The 19,464-nt window shown below is 66.7% G+C and carries 24 protein-coding genes and 1 other RNA gene; 18 read left to right on the plus strand and 7 right to left on the minus strand.

Annotated features, from left to right (window positions below):
• Window position 1: 1 nt before the first annotated feature.
• Window positions 2-922, minus strand: a complete 921-nt coding sequence (locus G3I17_RS05280) for a sugar ABC transporter permease (RefSeq protein WP_164594634.1) — start codon at window positions 920-922, stop codon at window positions 2-4.
• Window positions 922-2,208 carry a sugar ABC transporter substrate-binding protein gene (locus G3I17_RS05285; RefSeq protein ID WP_164594637.1) on the minus strand — a complete coding sequence of 429 codons (1,287 nt, stop codon included), beginning with the start codon at window positions 2,206-2,208 and terminating at the stop codon, window positions 922-924. Before G3I17_RS05285 ends, G3I17_RS05280 begins: the two co-directional genes overlap by 1 nt.
• A gap of 240 nt (window positions 2,209-2,448) precedes the next feature.
• On the opposite strand from G3I17_RS05285, the gene G3I17_RS05290 reads away from it, so the two are divergent.
• From G3I17_RS05290 to G3I17_RS05300, 3 genes are all read left to right on the plus strand, one after another.
• Window positions 2,449-3,117 (plus strand): MFS transporter, encoded by a 669-nt coding sequence (locus G3I17_RS05290; RefSeq protein ID WP_203589769.1) that lies wholly within the window; start codon window positions 2,449-2,451, stop codon window positions 3,115-3,117.
• A gap of 258 nt (window positions 3,118-3,375) precedes the next feature.
• Window positions 3,376-3,585, plus strand: coding sequence for a type II toxin-antitoxin system VapB family antitoxin (locus G3I17_RS05295; protein ID WP_164594639.1), 210 nt, complete (start codon window positions 3,376-3,378; stop codon window positions 3,583-3,585).
• 5 nt (window positions 3,586-3,590) lie between these two features.
• Window positions 3,591-4,019 carry a PIN domain-containing protein gene (locus tag G3I17_RS05300; protein WP_164595114.1) on the plus strand — a complete coding sequence of 143 codons (429 nt, stop codon included), beginning with the start codon at window positions 3,591-3,593 and terminating at the stop codon, window positions 4,017-4,019.
• A gap of 13 nt (window positions 4,020-4,032) precedes the next feature.
• On the opposite strand, the gene G3I17_RS05305 is transcribed toward G3I17_RS05300, so the two are convergent.
• Window positions 4,033-5,082 carry a PfkB family carbohydrate kinase gene (locus G3I17_RS05305; protein ID WP_164594641.1) on the minus strand — a complete coding sequence of 350 codons (1,050 nt, stop codon included), beginning with the start codon at window positions 5,080-5,082 and terminating at the stop codon, window positions 4,033-4,035.
• A gap of 132 nt (window positions 5,083-5,214) precedes the next feature.
• On the opposite strand from G3I17_RS05305, the gene G3I17_RS05310 reads away from it, so the two are divergent.
• The 8 genes from G3I17_RS05310 to ssrA all read left to right on the plus strand — a co-directional run bounded on the left by G3I17_RS05310 (window position 5,215) and on the right by ssrA (window position 10,742).
• Window positions 5,215-5,595 carry a hypothetical protein gene (locus tag G3I17_RS05310; RefSeq protein WP_203589771.1) on the plus strand — a complete coding sequence of 127 codons (381 nt, stop codon included), beginning with the start codon at window positions 5,215-5,217 and terminating at the stop codon, window positions 5,593-5,595.
• Entirely contained in the window at window positions 5,588-5,749 is a 162-nt protein-coding gene (locus tag G3I17_RS05315) for a hypothetical protein (RefSeq protein ID WP_164594644.1), read from the plus strand. The genes G3I17_RS05310 and G3I17_RS05315 overlap by 8 nt, the downstream gene beginning before the upstream one ends.
• A gap of 193 nt (window positions 5,750-5,942) precedes the next feature.
• Window positions 5,943-6,632 carry a cell division ATP-binding protein FtsE gene (gene ftsE / locus G3I17_RS05320; protein WP_164594646.1) on the plus strand — a complete coding sequence of 230 codons (690 nt, stop codon included), beginning with the start codon at window positions 5,943-5,945 and terminating at the stop codon, window positions 6,630-6,632.
• A 55-nt stretch (window positions 6,633-6,687) separates the two neighbouring features.
• The gene (gene ftsX / locus G3I17_RS05325) at window positions 6,688-7,599 is read left to right on the plus strand and encodes a permease-like cell division protein FtsX (RefSeq protein WP_164594648.1); all 912 of its coding nucleotides are present in this window, start codon (window positions 6,688-6,690) and stop codon (window positions 7,597-7,599) included.
• Between the two features lie 57 nt (window positions 7,600-7,656).
• Complete coding sequence (locus tag G3I17_RS41995; protein WP_164594650.1) at window positions 7,657-9,102, plus strand: M23 family metallopeptidase; 1,446 nt, start codon at window positions 7,657-7,659, stop codon at window positions 9,100-9,102.
• Between the two features lie 21 nt (window positions 9,103-9,123).
• Window positions 9,124-9,594: an SsrA-binding protein SmpB gene (gene smpB, locus G3I17_RS05335; RefSeq protein WP_164594652.1), complete on the plus strand. Its 471-nt coding sequence runs from the start codon at window positions 9,124-9,126 to the stop codon at window positions 9,592-9,594.
• A gap of 97 nt (window positions 9,595-9,691) precedes the next feature.
• The gene (locus G3I17_RS05340) at window positions 9,692-10,249 is read left to right on the plus strand and encodes a DUF1707 and DUF4870 domain-containing protein (protein ID WP_164594654.1); all 558 of its coding nucleotides are present in this window, start codon (window positions 9,692-9,694) and stop codon (window positions 10,247-10,249) included.
• Window positions 10,250-10,362: 113 nt separating this feature from the next.
• Window positions 10,363-10,742: a transfer-messenger RNA gene (gene ssrA / locus G3I17_RS05345) on the plus strand.
• Window positions 10,743-10,868: 126 nt separating this feature from the next.
• On the opposite strand, the gene G3I17_RS05350 is transcribed toward ssrA, so the two are convergent.
• Genes G3I17_RS05350 through G3I17_RS05360 form a run of 3 tightly spaced genes read right to left on the minus strand, consistent with a single transcriptional unit; the run spans window position 10,869 to window position 13,805 of the window.
• The gene (locus G3I17_RS05350; protein WP_164594656.1) at window positions 10,869-12,095 is read right to left on the minus strand and encodes an MFS transporter; all 1,227 of its coding nucleotides are present in this window, start codon (window positions 12,093-12,095) and stop codon (window positions 10,869-10,871) included.
• 48 nt (window positions 12,096-12,143) lie between these two features.
• A complete protein-coding gene (locus G3I17_RS05355; RefSeq protein ID WP_343238211.1) occupies window positions 12,144-13,394 on the minus strand; it encodes an MFS transporter in 1,251 nt (416 codons plus the stop codon).
• A gap of 57 nt (window positions 13,395-13,451) precedes the next feature.
• Window positions 13,452-13,805 carry a VOC family protein gene (locus G3I17_RS05360; protein WP_164594658.1) on the minus strand — a complete coding sequence of 118 codons (354 nt, stop codon included), beginning with the start codon at window positions 13,803-13,805 and terminating at the stop codon, window positions 13,452-13,454.
• 193 nt (window positions 13,806-13,998) lie between these two features.
• On the opposite strand from G3I17_RS05360, the gene G3I17_RS05365 reads away from it, so the two are divergent.
• The 7 genes from G3I17_RS05365 to G3I17_RS05395 all read left to right on the plus strand — a co-directional run bounded on the left by G3I17_RS05365 (window position 13,999) and on the right by G3I17_RS05395 (window position 18,792).
• On the plus strand, window positions 13,999-14,718 hold the full coding sequence (locus G3I17_RS05365; RefSeq protein WP_164594660.1) for an SDR family oxidoreductase: 720 nt from the start codon (window positions 13,999-14,001) through the stop codon (window positions 14,716-14,718).
• Between the two features lie 76 nt (window positions 14,719-14,794).
• On the plus strand, window positions 14,795-15,649 hold the full coding sequence (locus G3I17_RS05370) for an alpha/beta hydrolase (RefSeq protein ID WP_164594662.1): 855 nt from the start codon (window positions 14,795-14,797) through the stop codon (window positions 15,647-15,649).
• Between the two features lie 14 nt (window positions 15,650-15,663).
• On the plus strand, window positions 15,664-16,626 hold the full coding sequence (locus G3I17_RS05375; RefSeq protein WP_164594664.1) for a hypothetical protein: 963 nt from the start codon (window positions 15,664-15,666) through the stop codon (window positions 16,624-16,626).
• Between the two features lie 124 nt (window positions 16,627-16,750).
• On the plus strand, window positions 16,751-17,341 hold the full coding sequence (locus G3I17_RS05380) for a TetR/AcrR family transcriptional regulator (RefSeq protein WP_164594666.1): 591 nt from the start codon (window positions 16,751-16,753) through the stop codon (window positions 17,339-17,341).
• A gap of 98 nt (window positions 17,342-17,439) precedes the next feature.
• Window positions 17,440-17,874, plus strand: a complete 435-nt coding sequence (locus G3I17_RS05385; RefSeq protein ID WP_164594668.1) for a MarR family winged helix-turn-helix transcriptional regulator — start codon at window positions 17,440-17,442, stop codon at window positions 17,872-17,874.
• Between the two features lie 29 nt (window positions 17,875-17,903).
• Window positions 17,904-18,110: a hypothetical protein gene (locus G3I17_RS05390; RefSeq protein WP_164594670.1), complete on the plus strand. Its 207-nt coding sequence runs from the start codon at window positions 17,904-17,906 to the stop codon at window positions 18,108-18,110.
• Between the two features lie 10 nt (window positions 18,111-18,120).
• Window positions 18,121-18,792 (plus strand): YoaK family protein, encoded by a 672-nt coding sequence (locus tag G3I17_RS05395; protein WP_164594672.1) that lies wholly within the window; start codon window positions 18,121-18,123, stop codon window positions 18,790-18,792.
• On the opposite strand, the gene G3I17_RS05400 is transcribed toward G3I17_RS05395, so the two are convergent.
• A complete protein-coding gene (locus G3I17_RS05400) occupies window positions 18,785-19,438 on the minus strand; it encodes a TetR/AcrR family transcriptional regulator (RefSeq protein ID WP_164594674.1) in 654 nt (217 codons plus the stop codon). The two genes, G3I17_RS05395 and G3I17_RS05400, sit on opposite strands and share 8 nt — an antisense overlap.
• Window positions 19,439-19,464: the final 26 nt, after the last annotated feature.

Genomic DNA, 19,464 nt, shown 5'->3' on the forward strand with positions numbered 1-19,464 from the left:
CTCAGTCCTCCCTCCGGCCGAGGCCGAGAAAGCGCCCCTGGCCGAGGGCGACCAGCGCGATGAGCAGCGTCAGGATGACGGCGCCCGCGCTGCCGTGGCCGAAGTCCTGACCCTGACCGAGCGCCGCGTAGTACAGGTAGACCAGGGGTGGCCGGGCGTACGGCGGGTACTGACCGGAGCTGGAGAGCAGGTTGTAGAACTCGTCGAAGGCCTGGAACGCGTTGATCAGAAGGAGCAGCAGTACTGCGGTCGAGGTGGCGCGCAGTTGCGGGAGGGTGATGAAGCGCAGCACCTTCCAGCCCTTCGCGCCGTCGATCGCGGCGGCCTCGTACAGCGACGGCGCGATCCGCTGCAGCCCGGCCAGGAACAGGATCATGTAGAAGCCGGCCTGCAACCACATGCGTGCGGTCACGATCACCAGCCAGTACCACGGTGGCTGCGTCACCGAGAGCCAGGCGATCGGCTCGATGCCGAACCAGTCGAGCACGGTGTTCATCAGGCCGAAGCGGACGCCGGAGAAGATCGAGAGCTTCCAGACCAGCGCTGCCACGACGTACGAGCAGGCGGTCGGCAGGAAGAAGACCGAGCGGAAGAAGGTCTTCGCGAACCGGGCCCGGTTGATCAGCAGCGCCAGGCCGAGCGACGCGACGAAGGTGGTCGGCACGATGAAGAGCGCGAAGACGACGAAGGTGAGCAGGCTGGAGCGGAAGGCCGAGTCCTTCAGCATGTCCACGTAGTTGCCCAGGCCAACGAAGTTCGTGGGCGTCACGGTGTTGTGGGCGTCGAAGAAGCTCAGCCAGATCGACCACAGGATCGGGACGTAGACGAAGACGACCAGGCCGAGCACGAACGGGCCGACGAAGACGAGGAACCAGAGATTGCGGTCGTACCTTCCCCGCAGCCTCGTTGCTACGGTTGACATCAGCCCGCGACGCGCTTGAGTTCCGCCTCCACGATCGCCTTGACCGCCTTGATCTCGGTCGCCGGGTCGGTGCCGTTCTTGATGATCCGGTTGAGCGCGTCGGAGTACGCCGTCCCGGATTTGGGGGTCCAGAGCAACGGTGTCTGGGCGTGCCCGTTCTCGTTGACGAACCGCACCGCGTCGGCGGCCGGGCCGGACTTGAGCTTCTCCGCCTTCGCCGCCAGGCTCTTGCGGGCCGGGATGTGGAAGCCGTACGACTGGGCGAAGTCGAGCTGCTTGTCGGTCTGGTCCACCCACAGCCACTTGACGAACTTCTTGGCGGCGTCGACGTTCTTCGACTTGGCGCTGACCGCGGAACCGTACGCGCCGACCGTGACGCTCGGCGCGCCGGTGGTGCTGTTCAGCTTCGGCCAGGGCAGGGCGCCGAAGTCGTCCGGGAACGCCTTCTGGATCAGCGGGAACGTCCACAGCCCGGTGAACTGCATCGCGGTCAGGCCCTGGGTGAAGGCCGACGGATCGGACCAGTCGGTCGGTGCCCCGAGCAACAAAGCCTTGCTGGTGAACAACTCGCGCAGCTTGCGCAGCGACTCGAACGCCGCCGGGTCATCGAAGCCGAAGGTGTTGTCCTCCTTGAGGTAGTCGAGCCCGGCCGACCACAGCGCCGGGCCGCCGAGGATGCCGACGCCGCCGTCGTTGCCGACGAACAGGCCCTTCACCTTGTCGGTGGTCAGCTTCTTGGCCGCGGCGATCAGCTCGTCGACCGTCGTCGGCGGCTGGATGCCGGCGGCCGACAGCAGGCTCTTGCGGTAGACGAGCACCTGCATGTCCGTCACCTGCGGGATCGCGTACAGCTTGCCCTGGTACGTGTTCCGGGCGATCAGCGCCGGAGTGAAGTCGGACTTGGCATCGCCGAGCAGGTCGGTCAGGTCGACCACCTGGCCGCCCTTGATCATGTCGATGCTCGGGCCGTTGCCGTACTCGAAGACGTCCGGCCCGCCGTCGGTGAGCAGCGCCGAGGCGGTCTTCTGGTCGTAGTCACCGGGCGACCACTGCACGGTCACGGTGGCGTCGGTGTACTCCTTGGCGTACTTCTCCACGGCCTGCTGCGTGCCCGCTTCGCCGTACTGGTGGTACCACTGCGACAGCGCCGGCTTACTGCCGGAAGAGCCCGAGCCGCCGTCCGACGCCCGGCCGGTGTTGGAGCCGCAGCCCGCGACCGCCATCGCGGCCACCCCGCCACCCACCGCGAGAAACTTCCGCCGACCGAATCCGCTGCCACCCGACATCTGGACGTACCTCCGCGATTCCGGCGCGGTCCCACGAGCCGCGCACCGTCCCTCGACCCTACGACCGGTCGGGGTTGACGTCGTGCCTTTCCACACCGTGAAAAACCAACTGCCGAAGTCGACTTTGTCGGGTAAGCTCCGCGCCGTGTTCGATCCCCGTGCCTAGAGAGCGCTCGAATCCGAGCCAATTCACCGCACCCGCTCCGCTGACGGAGCCGGGCTCTCTAGGAGCGTCCTCGCATGCCTGGCACAACCCGTGCCGGGAGCTACCGTGACGTCCTGCTGCTGCCGCACGCGCTACGCACTTTCGTGCCCGCGTTGGTCGGCCGGCTGTCGTACGGTCTGCTCCCGCTGTCTGCCCTGTTCACCGTTCACCAATCAACCAACTCGTTCGCCACCGCCGGCGCGGCCGTCGCGGCATTCGGCCTGGCCTCACTCTCGATGCCACTGAAGGCTCGCCTCGTCGACCGCTTCAGCCAACGCCGAGTACTGCCGCCACTGGCCCTGCTCTGCGCACTCGGCTTAGCGCTAACGGCCTCAGCCCGTACTACGAACGCCACGCTCCTGGTACTTCTCGTCGGAATCACCGGCCTCTTCGCCCCGCCGCTCGGCCCACCTATGCGAGCTACCTGGCGACTCCTGACCGAAGGCTCAGACCTCAAGCAACGCGCGTACGCCCTCGACGCGATCTGCGAGGAGTCGCTGTACCTGGGTGGTCCGCTGATCGCGGGACTCCTGATCAGCTTCTGGTCCGCCCCCGTCGCGTTGAACTGCGCGGCCGTACTCATGGTCGGCGGCACCCTCGGCGGCATCGCTGGCAGGCAACCTGGTCGTGCTCGGAGTGGTGATGGCCGTCGGCGGCCTGGCGGTGGCCCCGCTCTTCGTCGTCACCTACCTCACGGCCGATGACCTGACCCCACCCCACCAGCGAACAGAGGCAAGTACCTGGATCAACACCATCAACAACCTGGGCAGCGCGGCGGGCTCCTCACTGGCAGGCCTGGCTGTAGACCGCACGACCCCTACCTACGGCTTCCTGGTCAGCTCGGTTTTGCTTGCGGCAACCGCCGCTCTCACGTCGGTTCGCCGCGGGAGAGCGGGCTGACAGGTGCCGATTTGATCACGAGGTATATCCGGGTATATATACGTCGACATATCCTCGTCTACATGAAGACGATGATCGATCTGGATGACGAGGCGCTGACACTCGCGGCGAAGGAGCTGGGGACCGTGACGAAGAAGGACACAGTGAACGCTGCATTGCAGTTCGTCGCCCGGCGGCGCGAACGCATCGAGGCGCTGCTCGACGACCCGTATGCGTTGGGTGTCGGACCGGACATCACAGATGCCGAGATCATGCGAGGAGCCGATCGTTGAGCACGGTGTCCGGTGTTGGCAAGCTCTATCTGGTCGACACGTCAGCGCAGGCGCGCAGTGGCCATCCTGCGGTACGGACCGTGATCGCAGGTCTGATCGTCGATCGCGCGGCCGCCACGTGTGTGACGGTTGATCTCGAGGCCGGCTACTCGGGGCGTGACCTGGAGGACGTCCAGACCATTGCAGCGCGCCGGAAGTCGCTGTACACGGTTCTGCCCATGACCGAAGCCATCGCGGAACGAGCCCGCGAGGTGCAGGTGCGGATGGCGGCGCGGGGGCATCACCGTGCCACCGGGGTGGCCGATCTGCTGACCGCCGCTGTCGCGGAACAGTACAACGCCGTGATCCTGCATTACGACGCAGACTTCGAGCACATCGCTGCGACTACAGGCCAACCTCATCTCTGGGTGGCGCCGCGCGGGACGCTGAACTGACTAGTGCCTGGCGTCAGGCGTCGGATAGGCGGGCGATGGTGGCGCTGGCCCGGCGGACTATCGGGACCGGGCCGGCGGGGAGGACGTCGCCGATGAAGGTGTAGTGGCGGAGGATTTCGGGGTCTACGTCGCCGGGGCGGGAGCGGCTGTGGTCGCGGACCCAGTCGATGATGTCGCCCCAGCCGGGGGCCGCGAGCGAGCCGCCGAAGTGCTGGACGGAGAGGCCGGCGCAGAGGTTGCCGAAGGCCAGGCGGTGGGCGAGGGGCCAGCCGCGCAGGGTGCCTAGGACCAGGGAGGCCAGGAAGACATCGCCTGCGCCGGTGGGGTCGTAGGAGCGGACCGGGAGGGCCGGGATGTGCTCCTCCTCGCCGGTCAGGGAGTCGATGGCCAGTACGCCGTCCGATCCGTTGGTGACGACGGCCAGGGGGACCCGCTCGGCCAGCTTGTGCAGGGCGGCCTTCGGGGTGTCGGTACGGGTGTAGGCCATCGCCTCGTCGGCGTTCGGGGTGAAGGCGTGGAAGCCGTCCAGTACCTCGAGGACCGCGGGTGACCAGACATCGGTCGGGTCCCAGCCGACGTCGCCGAACAGCAGCGCGCCGGACTCGCGGGCCTCGGCGGTCCAGCCCGGCAGCTCCTCGGCGACGGGCACGATCGCCGAGCGGGTCCGCAGGCCCGGGCCGACCAGCTTGCTCGGGTCGCCCGGCGCCTCGTGCGCGTGGGTGACCATCGCGCGGTCCCGGTCGATCGACATCGAGACCGTGACGGGGGAGTGCCAGTGGCCGATCCGGCGCGAGTGGGACAGGTCGACGCCCTCCTGGTCGGCGAGCGTGCGCCAGCAGAAGTCGGCGTACACGTCGTCGCCGAAGACGGCCGCCAGCCCGCTGTTCAGGCCGAGCCGGCTGGCGGCGATGGCGAAGTTGGCGACGCCGCCGGGGCAGGACCCCATCCCCTCGGCGAAGATCTCGGTACCGGTGGTCGGGGCGCTCTCCAGGCCGGTCAGCACGATGTCGAGGAACACGGTCCCCTGCACGAACACGTCGTAGCAGTCCGGCTCGTCCTTCAAGGTGACACTGCTCCTTCGTCGGTGACTTGTCGGTGGCTGGGTGGATGCTTGCTGAGCTGTTTCCTTCGTAGCATCATCGACCGGCCATCACCATGGATTTGGGAGGAACGCGATGAGTTCTGGGGTGTGTTCGTGATTCCGACCTGGATCGGCGTGATCGGGGTGATCGCCACCGTGCTGAGCCCGTTCATCGCGCTCGGCGGGGTCGCGCTGGGGGCCTACCTGACCCGCAAGTCCGATCGCGAGCTGGACACCTGGCGGCACCGCGAGGAGACGATGCGGATGGTCCGCTGGGCGGTCGAGCAGATCCTGGACGGCGACGAGGCCGGTACGGACGCCGGAGTCGTGACGCTGCGCTCACTGATGAGATCGGAACTGTTACAACCCGAGGACTACGACCTGGTCGCCGCGCTGACGGCGGCTGTGGCGATCGACCGGATCGGCTCGGCCGCGTACGCTGATATCGCGGAAGAAGACGCCGATGTCGTCGAGGGAGACAGTGCCAATGGGTGAGAAGAAGACCGTCATGGTCTCCCGCCAGGCAGTCGAGTTGGCGCGCCTGCACGTGGAGGCGGCCCTGAAGGCCGGCCGCAAGCCCGACGCAGGCGTGGCCCGAATCGCCGGCGCCCGGCCCGAACACAGTTCCGGCACACCAGCCACCGCCTGACCCCGGTACGACGTCCGCGGGCCTGTCGCCGCCAGGTACACCGGTTAGCGGACGCTGGGGCGCGTCGGGGCACGCCTGGTCGGACCGGCGGTTCGGAGCACCTAGACTGATCGGCGGCCGCTCCAGTGGCGTACGGTGCCTCCGTGGTTACCTGTGCGGCACTCCCTGTTCCCGACCACGGCCGGAATCTCACGTGATCCGCTTCGAGAATGTTTCCAAGACGTACGAGGGACAGTCCAAGGCTGCCCTGCTGAACGTCGACGTCGAGATCGAAAAAGGCGAGTTCGTCTTCCTGGTCGGTACCTCGGGGTCCGGCAAGTCGACGTTCCTGCGCCTCGTCCTGCGCGAGCACCGGACCACCAAGGGTCACATCATGGTGGCGGGCAAGGACCTGAACCGGCTGGCCAGCTGGCGGATCCCGCAGATGCGCCGGCAGATCGGAACCGTCTTCCAGGACTTCCGCCTGCTGCCGAACAAGACCGTCTCCGAGAACGTCGCGTTCGCCCTCCAGGTGATCGGCAAGCCGCGCTCGCACATCCGCAAGACGGTGCCCGAGGTGCTCGAGCTGGTCGGTCTGGACGGCAAGGAGGACCGGATGCCCGACGAGCTGTCCGGCGGTGAGCAGCAGCGCGTCGCGATCGCCCGGGCGTTCGTCAACCGGCCGATGATCCTGATCGCCGACGAGCCGACCGGAAACCTCGACCCGGGGACGTCGGTCGGCATCATGAAGCTGCTGGACCGGATCAACCGGACCGGGACGACCGTGGTGATGGCCACCCACGACGTCTCGATCGTCGACCAGATGCGCAAGCGCGTGATCGAGCTGGAGAACGGCCATGTCGTCCGCGACGAGTCGCGCGGCGTCTACGGCTACCAGCACTGACCACTGCGTCTGACCACTGCCTGACACTTAGGCTGATACAGGGACTGACTGACTGATGCGCTTGAACTACATCCTCTCCGACCTGGGGATCGGCCTGCGCCGGAACCTCTCGATGACGATCGCCGTCGTCGTCACCATCTGGGTCTCGCTGTCGCTGTTCGGCAGCGCGCTGCTCGCCCGCGAGCAGGTCGACCTGATGAAGGGCAACTGGTACGACAAGATCCAGATCTCGATCTTCCTCTGCACCAAGGACTCCGGTGGCCGCGGCTGTACCGGCGCCGAGGTGACCACGGAGCAGAAGAACCGGATCAAGCAGGCGATCGAGTCGAACCCGGACACCGCGGCGGAAGGCGTCTTCGGGGAGTCGAAGAAGGAAGCGTTCGAGCAGTTCAAGAAGCTCTACAAGGACTCACCGATCGTCTCCACGGTGACCGAGGACCAGATGCAGGAGTCCTTCCGGGTCAAGCTGAAGGATCCACAGCGCTACCAGAACCTGATCAGTGCCGTGTCGGGTCTGCCCGGCGTCGACACCGTGCAGGACCTCAGACAGTATCTCGATCCACTCTTCAACGCCCTGAACAAGTTGCAAGTCGGGGCGCTGGCGGCCGCCGTGCTGCTGCTGGTGGCCGCGTTGATGCAGATCTCCAACACGATCCGGCTGGCGGCGTACGCGCGAAGACGAGAGATAGGCATCATGCGCCTGGTGGGCGCCTCGAACTTCTATATCCAGCTGCCGTTCCTGCTGGAGGCGATGCTGGCGGCGCTGATCGGGGCAGCCTTTGCCTGCGGCACCTTGTGGCTCGGCGTCTACTTCCTGGTCCAGAAGCAGGCAGCGGAGACGTTCCGGGTCTGGCAGTGGATCGGCGCGGCCGAAACCTTCCGGGCCACCCTCATCATGGTGGTGGCCGGTCTGGTGCTGGCGATCATCCCGACATTCCTGACAACGCGGAAATACCTCAAAGTCTGACCTGGGTGACCTATCGTGCAGTAGCACGTCACTATCACCCATAGCAAGGGGTCGACTGTGGTCCCGCACTTCCCCGGTGCGAACCCGCGTAAGCGGGGGAGCATCAAGCGAGACGACAGCATCGGCGCCGCCGCCGTACCGAACGGGCGGTCCGTCAGGCAACGCCTGCGCGGTTCGCCGCATCGGCAGACGGTCATCGCCGCTTGCTGCGTCGTCCTGTCAATGTCCGCCGGAGCACTGGCGGTGGTCCCGTCTGCCCAGGCGGACCCACCGGATCCAGCCGCCAAGAAGAAACAGCTCGACTCGCAGATCGACGAGTCCCGCGCAGACGTGAAACAGTCCTACGACCAGGTTGCCAAGTCCGTCACCGCCTACAACCAGGCGGAGACGCAGTACAAGGCGGTGCAGGTCCGGTACGCCGTTGCGCAGGGCAAGCTTGCCGCCGCGAAGGCGGCCGATCAGGTTGCCGCGGGCAAGCTCCGCGAGGCCGAGCAGGCTTTGCGGACAGCGATCTCGGACATCGGCGACGGCGAAGCGGTGATCGTCAAGCAGAAGCAGGTGGCCGGCCGCGCCGCGCAGTCGGCGTACCAGCAGCAGAACAGCCTGGTCGGGCTGTCCATCGTGCTGCAGGGTGCCTCGCCGGCAGATGTTGCCAGCGGCATCCAGGTGCAGCGGAACGTGTTCAAGATCCAGGGCAACACGATCACCAAGCTGAACAACGCCCAGGCGCAGCTGGCCAACAAGCGCGCCAAACTGGTCGCGGCCGAGAAGATCGTGTCCGCCCAGCGGGCCGAGGCTGCGCGCACGGTGAAGGCCGTCACCACGCTGACGCTGCAGGTCGCCGCCGACAAGGCCCAGGCTGCGACGCTGGCCCAAGCCCGGCTGACGGCGTACCAGGCGGCGGAGCGGGACAAGAACGCCGAGCTGAACCAGTACCACGCGCTGGTCGCGGAGCGGAACCGGGTGCAGCAGATCCTGGTCGCCCGGGCGAAGGCGGAGAAGCTCGCGGCAGCCAAGGCCAAGGCGGCGCGGGAGCGGGCTGAGCGGGAGAAGGCGCGCAAGGAGCACCGGCCGCCGCGGGAAGTACCGGATGATCCTCCGGACAACTCGTCGGGGCTGAGCTATCCGATCAAGACCTACATCACCTCGCCGTACGGGATGCGTTTCCATCCGATCCTGCACATCTGGAAACTGCACGACGGTACCGACTTCGGGGCCGGCTGCGGTACGCCGATCCACGCGGCGGCGAACGGGGTGGTCACGGACAAGTACTACAACGGTGGCTACGGCAACCGGTTGTTCGTGTCACACGGCGTGATCGACGGCGCGTCCATCACGACGGTCTACAACCACCTGTCGAAGTACAACGTGCGCAACGGCCAGCGGGTGACGAAGGGCCAGGTGATCGGGTACGTCGGTACGACGGGCTACTCGACCGGCTGCCATCTGCACTTCATGGTCTACCAGGACGGCGACGTCGTTAATCCGATGAAGTGGCTGTAGGCGGTCTGAGATACTGGTCGGATGGTGAAACAGACCGGCCACAAACCGATCGCGCAGAATCGTAAGGCGCGACACGACTACCACATCGACGACGTGGTGGAGGCCGGGCTCGTGCTGACCGGGACAGAGGTGAAGTCCCTGCGGCAGGGTCGGGCCTCCCTCGTCGACGCCTTCGCGTCCGTGCGCGGCAGCGAGCTGTGGCTGCAGAACATGCACATCCCGGAGTACACGCACGGCACGTGGACCAACCACGAGCCGCGGCGGACCCGGAAGCTGCTGCTGCACAAGGACGAGATGCAGAAGCTGGTCAAGGCGGTCGAGCAGCAGGGCGTCTCGCTGATCCCGCTGTCGCTGTACTTCAAGGACGGCTACGCGAAGGTCGAGCTGGCCACCGGGCGCGGCAAGAAGGATTACGACAAGCGGAACGCACTGGCCGAGCGCCAGGCCGACCGCGAAGCGCAGCGAGCACTGAGCGACCGCCGCAAGGGGTAGTCGTCCCGCGGCGCTGGTGTCGCATAGGGGTCTGCCCAGGGGCGGGTCCGGGCCTCACCCGATGGGGTGGGGCTCCGGCGGGAGGCAGGCTGAAGGCATGTCCACTTCAGACCTGCTGGTGACGCCGGCCCAACGGGACCGCGCAGTCGAGATCCTGCAAGAGATGTTCGCCGACGGCCGCCTGGACCGTTTCGAGTTCGACACCAGGCTGGAGTTGGCGCTCAAGGCCCGGACCAGGGCCGAACTCAACGGCACCTTCAACGGCCTGGTCGCGCGCCCGGTCCCGACGTTCGCACCGGCCGCCTTCACCAGGCCGCCCCTACCGGCCAGGCAGTCCGAGGGGCGCGGGCTCGGGCTGGTCACACATTGGCTCGGGTTCCCGACGCTGTTCATCGGCCCGGCGCTGGTCGCGGCGAGCGCCGGCAAGCAGAACCCGGTGGTCCGCAAACATGCCGTCGAGGCGCTGAACTTCCAGCTGAGCGCCTTCGGCATCTTCTGTCTGCTCGGCATCGTGACCGGGGTGACTCAGGGCTTCACCGGCTTCCTGTTCCCGCTGGTCGGCCTGGTCTGGGTGGTACTGACCGGCATCGGCGGCATCGCGGCCCTGCTCGGCTCCGACTTCAAGTACCCGTTCACCCTCCGGATGATCCGCTGAGGGCAGAGCCGTTGAGGGAATCCGAGATGCGGGTGGCTGGTTGTGGTTGGTAGTATGGATCTTCTGCGGTCAGTCAGAGTGCTACCGGACCGCAGAGGTTTGACAACTCAACAGGGGGTGAACGGTTTCGACTTTGGCTGTACGTTTCGAGCGAAGCGGGCCGAGGATCCAGGGTTATCTCGTAAACGATCTCTGGAAAACAATAACTGCCAACACTAACGTGCGCAGTAACTTCTCTCTCGCCGCCTGACGGCCTGAGCTAAAAGAAGTGGTCAGCCCGGGGTTGCTTCCGACCCGGTTCCTGGCCTCAGCTAGGAAGCTAGCTTCGTTAACCCGGTCACGGGGTTGACGCGGGACATTTACAGTGACTGAGCTCGTCAGCAACCTTGTCTGTGGGAGTGCTGGAGCTAAGAAAAGCGACTAACAGACTGCGCCCGGAGAAGTCTCGAGTCGGCACTGAAGGACGCGGGTTCGATTCCCGCCACCTCCACCCCTGTTGAAGTGCCTGGCCAGAGCAGTTGTGGCCAGGCACTTTGTCGTTCCACGACCACTTGAGAACCACTTTGTGCCGCCTCCAACACGCGCCGTCCGCCGCCTCGCCTCAGCAGAGACGTCGGCCCTAGAGCTGGTCGCTTTGATGCTGCCGCACCGGCGTCTGGGCGCCGGCGTTGTTGGCGACGAAGGCGGTCAAGGCAAGTGCGGCTGTTGCCAACACCGCGCCGGCATACATCGCGGCGCGGGTGCCAGAGGCGTCGACCATCACCGCTCCGATCAGCGATCCGATGGCGATGGAGCTCTGGAAGATGGCCACGAACATCCCTGACCCGTTCTCGTTGGCTGCTCGAGGGTCGGCGTGGAACAGCCAGGTCTGCAGTGCGACCGGGACAGCGCCGTAGGCCAGCCCCCAGACCGCAATCACAATGAATGCTCCGGCTGTCCACGTTCCGAAGACCGGCATGAGCAACTGCGAGAGGGCGAGCACCGCCAGCACACACAGCACCGTCGGACGTAGGGCCCTGGCGAGAGCCGGCGCGGCGGCGAAGTTGCCAAGGATTCCGGCGGCGGCGAATACCAGAAGCAGCGCGCTGATCAAGGTCGGACTGGCTCCTGTGCGCTGCTGAAGGAAAGGCGCCACGAAGGTGTAGGCGGCGAACTGGGCCGTGATCGTCAGCAAGGTCATCAGGAGAGCGACGCGCGCTCGGCTGCTGCTGAGCAATGCGCCGAACGAGCGCAGCGTGACTGCCTTTGCCACTGCCAGCCTGGGGAGGAAGATCGCCTGCAGGATGACAGGCAGCAGGCCGAGAGCCGCCACGATGAGAAACGCTGCGCGCCAGCCGAACTGGTTACCAAGAAGCGGCCCGGCAGGTACGCCCACCACGGTCCCGATGGAGATGCCACCGAAGATTAGGGAGGTGGCCTGCTGCCCGAGTTGCTGGGGCACCAGACGGGTTCCGACGCCTACGGCGATGGCCCAGAATCCGCCGATGCCGATGCCCAGCAGGGCGCGGGCGGCCAGCAGGACGGGAAAGTTGGGTGCCAGGCCGGCCAGGACGTCGGCGAGCACGAACGTGAGGCTCAGGCCCAGAAGCGCTGCCCGCCGATCGATCCGCTGAAAAAGTACTGGCAGCGCGAGCGCTGACACCGCGGCGATGATCCCCGGGGCGGTGATCATCGTTCCTGCCGTGGCTTCGGACACGTGCAGGTCGGCCGCGACGTCGCTGAGCAGGCCGACGGGCAGGAATTCGTTGGTGACGAGGGTGAAGCTGCCTACCGCTACGGACAGCACGGCAAGCCAGGCCCTCCTTGAGGCTGTGGCTATCGGTGGCGTGGACTCTTCGATACTCATGGTGGTCTCTGCTCGTCTCACTGGATGGGTTGGTGTGGGCCGCCGGTCCTATGCGTGCGGTGTCCGTAGCGGGCGGAACAGGCTGGCCAGAGCGAGGGCGGCCAGGAGGATGAGGGCGGCGCCGTACTCGCGCGCCGCGCCGATCAGGCCCTGCCCGTGGACAGCCAGGAATCCGGCGGCGACCGCTGGTACAGCGAGCCCCACGTAGGAGGTGACATAGAGCAGCGAGAGCACCCCTGAACGTTCGTGCGCCTCGGCTAGCGGTACTACGGTGCGGACGCTGCCCTGGAAACCACCGCCGAAGCCGATACCGGAGATCACGGTGCCGAGGAAGAACAGCACCATGGACTTGGCGCTGAGTGCGCCGAGTGTGACCGATACGCCGACGACGAGCGCGAGGATGCTGGTCAGCATCACCGTCCGCGCCCTCGTACTTCGCAGGATGACTCCGGCAACCGCGGCCACTCCGGCGAGTACCGACAGACTCAGGCTGCCCAGCACGATCGAGCGGGTGCCGCTCAACGTGGAGACCAGCGCGGGGCCGAGCGCTCCGTAGAAGCCTGCCAGTGCCCAGACGGCGAAGAGGACCGGAGCGGCTGCGATCACCGAGGTCCGTACCGAGCGCGGCAATCTGACATCGGGACGCAGCGTGGCCAGCGCCCCGGGATTGCGGGTGACGGTCTCGCGCATGAAGGCGACCCCGATTGCCTGGAGCACGAAGACGCCGAGCATGAACAGGTAGATCAGGTGGGTCGGCGCCGGCAGGTAGCGCGCCAGCAGTGCCGACAGGAGTGCGCCGACGGCGGTGCCGGTGCCCGGGGAGACGGCGTTGGCCAGGGTTCCGCGTTTCGGGTCGACGTCGAGCATGCCCGCACCGATGGCGCCAAGCGCGGCACCGGTGGATAGCCCCTGCAGGACGCGTCCCACCATCAGGGCGGGGACTCCACCGGCTGCCGTGAACACCACCATCGCGGCGACCTGAGCGGCGAGCGAGGCGAGCAGGACCGGCCGACGGCCGACGTGATCAGACAGCTTGCCGAGGATCAGCAGCCCGGCGAGAACACTCAGGCCGTAGACGCCGAACACGACGGTCGTAGTGATCGATGAGAAGCCCCACCGCGCCTGGTAGAAGGCGTACAGGGCCGTCGGCGCGCTGGCGCCCGCCAGCATGGAGACGATGAGCGAGGCCAGCAGGTAAAGCTGCGGTGTCCCAGACAGTCGGCGCCCGCCGGCTCGCGGAGCTGCCTCGGCGCCGGACGCCGGCGCTGTGGCGGGATTCGTCTTCGTACGCCGTGTCACGGTCAACTCCTGGAATCAGTAGCCGTGGACGTCTGTCCACGTGGTGGGGGGGGGGCTTCAGCCGGCGATGAGGTCGAATTCGTTGCCTTCGACATCGGCGAAGGTGGTCCACCGGGCGCCATTGACCTCGACCACGTTGAGCTTTGTCGCCCCGAGCGCGAGCAGGCGCTCGGTCTCGCCTTCGTAGTCGCTGGTGATCAGGTCCGGGTGGAACCGGTTCTTGGCGGTCTTGGTCTCGGGGACCTGGTGGAAGGCCAGCCGAGGTCCGCTGCCGGGATCGTCGGCCTCCACGACGGCGTCCTGCTCGTCGGCCCCTTCGGCGACTCTGCGGTTCAGTGCCGCGGCCCAGAACTGCGCAGTGTGTGCGGCGTCGGCGGCGTCGAACGACGCGCCGAAGAAGGTGATGTTCATCGTCGTACTCCTTCGGAATGTTTGATTAGACCAGTCTGTCTAACGCGCGACGCTAGCGCAGATGCGACCATAGCGTCCAGCAAATCGCGCTAAATGTGGATGGCGGGTCGTCTCGACTTGACGAGAACGAGTCGGTCTGCTCAACTGTTGACCACGACAGACAGACCGGTCTATTCAATGGAAGGAAGCGATCATGACCGAGATACGCGTAGCTCTGGTGACGGGGGCGACCTCCGGTATCGGCCGGGCCGCCGCGCTGAAGCTCGCCGGGGACGGATTCAAGGTCCTGGTTCACGGCCGCGACGCCGGGCGCGGAGCCGCGGTGGTCAAGGAGATCGAGAGCGCGGGTGGAAGCGCGGAGTTCCTCGCCGCGGACCTGGCCGACGTCGCCGCCATCAAGCGACTGGCGGCCGCCGCCGGGGAGATAGATGTCCTGGTCAACAACGCCGGGTTCTCCTGGTTCGGTCCCACCGCCGACCTGGAGCCCGACACCTTCGACGCACTGTTCGACGCCAACGTGCGCAGTGCGTACTTCCTGACCGCCGCAATCGCGCCACAGATGGCCGACCGGGGGCGGGGCATCATCATCAACCTGGGCAGCATGGCCGGGCAGATCGGCCTGGCCGGCGGCGCCGCCTACAGCGCCACCAAGGCCGCGCTCGCCGCGCTGACCCGCTCGTGGGCCGCGGAGTACAGCCCGGCCGGTGTACGGGTCAACACGATCACCCCCGGACCGGCCTACACCGGTGGCTCACCGAGGGAAAGGCTCACCGCCCTGGGCAAGACCACGCTTCTGTCCCGCACGGCGGAGGCGGAGGAGATCGGGGACGTCATCGCGTTCCTGGCGTCACCGGCTGCCAGCTACATCACCGGCGCCGTCATCCCCGTCGACGGCGGACGTACAGCCGTCTGATCCGTCCAGCCGGCAGGCGAGCCCGCCGTCCGGCCAGCACCGCAGTCAACACGCTGATTCAAGGAGAAGCGCTGTAATGAACGACTACACCCACGACACCGCCCCGACCCAGTTCGTCGAGGCCGGCGGCATTCGCTTCGCCTACCGCCGGTTCGGCAATCAGGCCGGCGGCCTGAGCCCGGTCGTGTTCTTCCAGCACTACGTCGGCAACCTCGACGACCACGACCCGGCGATCAGCGACGGGTTCGCCACCGACCGCGAGGTCATCCTGTTCAACAACACGGGAGTCGCGTCCACCAGCGGCGTCGTACCGGACACCATCGAGCAGATGGCCGCTGACGCCGCGACGTTCATCGACGCCCTGGGCCTGACAAGTGTGGACCTGGTCGGCCACTCCATGGGCGGACTGGTCGTGCAGGAGGTTGCCATCCAGCGGCCGGACCTGGTGCGCAAGCTGGTTCTTGTCGGCACCGGCCCGCGTGGCGGCGTGGGCATCGGCGAAACGCCGCCGGAGACGGGCGCACTCTTCGGCGTCAAACTCCCGCGGCAGGAAGACATGTGGTTGCCGATCCTGTTCTCCCCGACCGAGACCAGCCAGCAGCTGGGGCGCAAGTACGTCGAGCGGATCGTGGCCCGCGAGGACCGCGACGACTCGCCGTTCGGTGGGCAGGTCTGGGCCGGCCAGGGCGCTGCGATCCACGCCTACGGCACGACGAAGGATCCCGCGTACGCGATCTTGAAGAACATCAAGGCTCCGGTTCTCGTGGTCAACGGCACCGACGACATCATCATCGCGACGATCAACTCGTACATCCTTCAGCAGTTCCTGCCGAACGCCGAGCTGATCCTCTACCCGGACGCCAACCACGGCTCGCACTTCCAGTACCCACAGCGGTTCGTCACCCACGCCAAGCTGTTCCTCGACAGCTGAGGAAGAGAACCAGCATGTCCAAGAAATTCCTGTCGAAAGCACTCGCAGGTGTCATCGCCGTGGCCGCCACGGCGGTCGCCTCGGTCACCCCTGCCCAATCGGTAGCGGCTCCGCTCTCCGATCCACGCATCCAGGTTCACTTCAACCTCAAGGCGAATCAACGGCCTGAGACGATCATCATCGCGCCTGACGGCGCCGCACTCGTCGGGCTGGCCGGCAGCAACCAGGTCGTCCGGGTGAGTCCGAGCGGCGAGGTGCAGACCCTTGGGACGCTCCCAGCCGCACCCGATGGCGGTGCCGGGGTTCCGATCCTCGGCTACTCACTGCTCACGGGCCTCGTCCGGACCAGCGACGGCACCCTGTACGTCGGCTACGTCACCGGCCGAGACGACCTCAACGGCATCTGGCGGATCCGCCCGGGCAAGTTGCCGCAACGGATCGTCGCCACCCCCGGCAACGGGTTCCCCAACGGTATGGATGTCGACGAGCGTACCGGCCAGCTCTACTTCAGCGACTCGGTGCTGGGACTGATCTGGCGGGCCCCGCTGACCGGCGGCAAGCCGACGGTGTGGCTGCGCGCCCCGCAGTTCACTCGCACCGACGTCCTGGGCGTCAACGGCCTGAAGATCCGCAACGGTGCCGTGTGGGCGACGAACACGGACCAGGGCACATTGATGCGCATCCCCATCCGGCATGGCGGACGCCCGGGGCCGGTACAGGCCAGGTCGAGCGGCATCCAGGGGATCGACGACTTCGCCTTCGTCGGCGACTCCGATTCCGTGATCGCCGCGGTCAACCTGCCCAACCGCGTCGACCTCATCCGCGCGGATGGCTCGCACTCCGCCGTGCTCGAGGCCAGTGACGGCATCAGTGGCCCGACCACCGTCGCGATCCGGGGCAAGTCGATCTATGTAGCCAGTGCGTCCTTCCTTCTCAACGAGGACCCGAACCTCCTTCTGGCAGCGCTGACCCCCTGACTTCGGCGCGGCGTAGGCACACTGGGCAGACGGAGCTGTCTAGGCGTGTTCTATCAGGTGGGGCTCGGATAGGCCGCCGATTGGAGCAGTAGACTGTACCGACAGTCCAGTAGAAGGAAGAGCTATGCCGAGCAATGTGACGACCTCGAAGCCGTCCGCGCGTGAACGGCTGCTGGCCGCCGCCGATGAGCTCTTCTACCGCGACGGTGTGCAGAGCGTCGGCATCGACCGGATCGTGCAACAGGCCGGTGTCGCCAAGGCATCGCTCTACAACCTGTTCGGCAGCAAAGAAGAACTGGTCAAGGCCTATCTCGACGCCCGCCACGCCAGCACCCGCGAACACGTCGAACGCACTCTGACCCGGTTCCGGACCCCGCGCGAGCGTCTCCTGGGAGTCTTCGACGCCCAGGGCCAGATCTTCACCGACCCCGACTTCAACGGCTGCGCCCACATCACGGCCAGCGCCGAGGCGCTGCCCGGAAGCCCCGTCGAGTGCGCCGCGGACCGCTACCGGTCCTGGGTCAGGACGATGTTCACGGACCTCGCGCGGGAAGCGGGCGTCGCCGACGCCGAAGGACTGGCCAGGCAACTGCACCTCCTGTACGACGGCGCCGGGGTATCGGCACGGATGGACCGAGACCCCTCGGCGGCGACCACCGCTCGAGAGGCCGCGGCCATGCTGTTCGACACCGCGGTCAAGGCGCCGAACTCCTGAAGCTGCTCTGAGCTCGTCTGTCCGGACGGCTGCCGTCTCCGGTTGGTGGCGGATGCATCGGGGTTGACGATGGATCTGGTGCGGTGGACATTCTCTGTGTGAGCACGGCTGAACAGAACGCTCAGGCGTTCGCTGATCTGTACCGCGAGGCGTACCTGCGGTTTCACCGCCGGGACGGCAAGCGGAACGAGTTGTCCGGCGCCAGCCGGGCTGTCCTGCAGCGCCTTTCGCAAACCGGACCGATGACCGTCGGCGACATCGGGCTGCACCTGGAGCGCGCGCAGTCGGTCGTCAGCGACATCGTGACCCAGCTCGAGTCCAAAGGCGTGCTGGAGCGTGAGCGCGATCCGGAGGACCGGCGCCGCACGCTGGTGTGGCTGTCGCCGAAGGGTTTCGCCGTACTGCGGGCTGATCGCGACGTGCTCAGCGTTTCCGCGCTGACCGAGGCGTTCGCCGCTGTGCCACCCGGCGAGCGAGCCGTACTGCTCACGACCTTGTCCGACCTCGTACGTTCGAACGGAGCCCGGCAATGACTATGACCACCACCTGCGAGAGTTGCAGCATGCCGATCGAGAGCGGCAGGTACTGCGCCCACTGTGTCGATGCCGACGGCAAGCTTCAGGACTTCGAGACCCGGTTCGCGTCGATGGTGTCCTGGCAGGCGCGCCGCAATCCGGCCGACCCGCGGGAGAAGATCGAGGCCGACACCCTTGCCTACATGGCGACGATGCCGGCCTGGCGCGACCATCCCCGGCTGGCCGGCGACTAGGCTGACGGACATGGCGGTGCCGGTCGGGCGGCGATGGGAAGTGGCCGCGTTCTTGGCGCTGACCGTGGCGACGGGTTTGGTCGACGCGGTCAGTTATCTGGCGCTCGGGCATACCTTTGTGGCGAACATGACCGGCAACGTGGTGTTTCTGGGGTTCGCGCTGTCGCCGGAATCGGGGTTCACGGTGGTGGCGCCGCTGGTCTCGTTGGCCGGGTTCCTGCTCGGCTCGTTGATCGGGGCACGGGCCGCGAGGGCTCTGGAGAACAGGGTGCATCGGTGGCTCGGGTTCGTGTTCGTGGCGCAGGCTTCGGTGATCGCCGTTGCCGCGCTGCTGGTGGGGACGGACGTACTGCACCGGACGGGCGGTACGTCACACGTGTTGATCTTGATGCTGGCCACCTGTTTCGGTTGGCAGAATGCGATCGTGCGTTATGCCGCGCCGAAGGACCTGACCACCACGGTGCTCACCCTGACGCTGACCGGGCTGGCTGCGGACGGTGTCCTGGGAGGCGGCAAGGATGCCAAACCACACCGCCGGCTCGGCTCGGTCGCCGCGATGTTCGCCGGTGCCGGCGTGGGCGCCTTGTTGCTGCAGGCAACCATGGCCGGTGTCCTCGGCCTCGCCGCCGTGGCCGTCGCCATCGCCGCGTCGATCTTCCTCTTCGGGCCGGCAGCTAGCTAAGATGCCTGGCGAGGCCGTCGACCAGGAGTTGGAGGCCGAAGCGGAACTCCTCGTCCAGGGAGTTGGGTAGGAAAGACGCTGAGGTCACGGTGGCGGGGTAGTGGGCGGGGTCGAGGGAGCGATAGAAATCGCTGAGGTCTTGATGTGTATCTGTGCTGTCACCGCCGCGTAGCTGGCCGGCGAAGCCGATGACGTAGTGGCCGATGGCGGTGTAGGCCCTGGCGGCGATATCGGGAGGGAATCCACTGGCGAGCAGGATGCCGATCGCGGCTTCTCGGCCGGCCAGTCCGTGCGGACCGAGCGGAACGTGGTTGTCGAAGAGCGGTACTACGTTCGGATGTTGCTGCAGGGTCCGGAACAAGGCCTCGGCGCCGGCGATGAGCCGCTCCTGCCAGGTCGAGTCGTCCGGCAGGTCGACAACATGCCGAGGTGCCTCGCCGAGTACACGATCCACAACGTGGATGAGGATCGCGTCCTTGCCGGCGAAGTGGCGGTACAGGGTGGCTGTGCTCGACTCCAGCCGTTGCGCCAGCACTCTCATGCTGAAGTCGGCCGGTCCCAGTTCGTCGACGAGTTCGACGGCGGCGTCGATGACGCGGTCGACCGAGATCGAGGGGCGCCCCGGGCGGGACCTTTTGTGCGGCATTGTGGCTACACTGTAGCCGAAACGTA

The sequence above is a fragment of the Streptomyces sp. SID13031 genome (assembly GCF_010548305.1).
Classification (GTDB): Bacteria; Actinomycetota; Actinomycetes; order Propionibacteriales; family Kribbellaceae; genus Kribbella.

Excerpts from the sequence above, each read along its gene's own strand:
- G3I17_RS05315 (WP_164594644.1), top strand. The coding sequence starts at position 5,588 with ATGGGTGAGAAGAAGACCGTCATGGTCTCCCGCCAGGCAGTCGAGTTG.
- ftsX (WP_164594648.1), top strand. The coding sequence starts at position 6,688 with ATGCGCTTGAACTACATCCTCTCCGACCTGGGGATCGGCCTGCGCCGG.
- G3I17_RS05395 (WP_164594672.1), top strand. The coding sequence starts at position 18,121 with ATGGCGGTGCCGGTCGGGCGGCGATGGGAAGTGGCCGCGTTCTTGGCG.
- G3I17_RS05290 (WP_203589769.1), top strand. The coding sequence starts at position 2,449 with ATGCCTGGCACAACCCGTGCCGGGAGCTACCGTGACGTCCTGCTGCTG.
- G3I17_RS05375 (WP_164594664.1), top strand. The coding sequence starts at position 15,664 with ATGTCCAAGAAATTCCTGTCGAAAGCACTCGCAGGTGTCATCGCCGTG.
- G3I17_RS05360 (WP_164594658.1), bottom strand. The coding sequence starts at position 13,805 with ATGAACATCACCTTCTTCGGCGCGTCGTTCGACGCCGCCGACGCCGCA.
- G3I17_RS05340 (WP_164594654.1), top strand. The coding sequence starts at position 9,692 with ATGTCCACTTCAGACCTGCTGGTGACGCCGGCCCAACGGGACCGCGCA.
- G3I17_RS05380 (WP_164594666.1), top strand. The coding sequence starts at position 16,751 with ATGCCGAGCAATGTGACGACCTCGAAGCCGTCCGCGCGTGAACGGCTG.
- G3I17_RS05390 (WP_164594670.1), top strand. The coding sequence starts at position 17,904 with ATGCCGATCGAGAGCGGCAGGTACTGCGCCCACTGTGTCGATGCCGAC.
- G3I17_RS05400 (WP_164594674.1), bottom strand. The coding sequence starts at position 19,438 with ATGCCGCACAAAAGGTCCCGCCCGGGGCGCCCCTCGATCTCGGTCGAC.
- smpB (WP_164594652.1), top strand. The coding sequence starts at position 9,124 with ATGGTGAAACAGACCGGCCACAAACCGATCGCGCAGAATCGTAAGGCG.
- G3I17_RS05295 (WP_164594639.1), top strand. The coding sequence starts at position 3,376 with ATGAAGACGATGATCGATCTGGATGACGAGGCGCTGACACTCGCGGCG.
- G3I17_RS05285 (WP_164594637.1), bottom strand. The coding sequence starts at position 2,208 with ATGTCGGGTGGCAGCGGATTCGGTCGGCGGAAGTTTCTCGCGGTGGGT.
- G3I17_RS05370 (WP_164594662.1), top strand. The coding sequence starts at position 14,795 with ATGAACGACTACACCCACGACACCGCCCCGACCCAGTTCGTCGAGGCC.
- G3I17_RS05365 (WP_164594660.1), top strand. The coding sequence starts at position 13,999 with ATGACCGAGATACGCGTAGCTCTGGTGACGGGGGCGACCTCCGGTATC.
- G3I17_RS05280 (WP_164594634.1), bottom strand. The coding sequence starts at position 922 with ATGTCAACCGTAGCAACGAGGCTGCGGGGAAGGTACGACCGCAATCTC.
- G3I17_RS05350 (WP_164594656.1), bottom strand. The coding sequence starts at position 12,095 with ATGAGTATCGAAGAGTCCACGCCACCGATAGCCACAGCCTCAAGGAGG.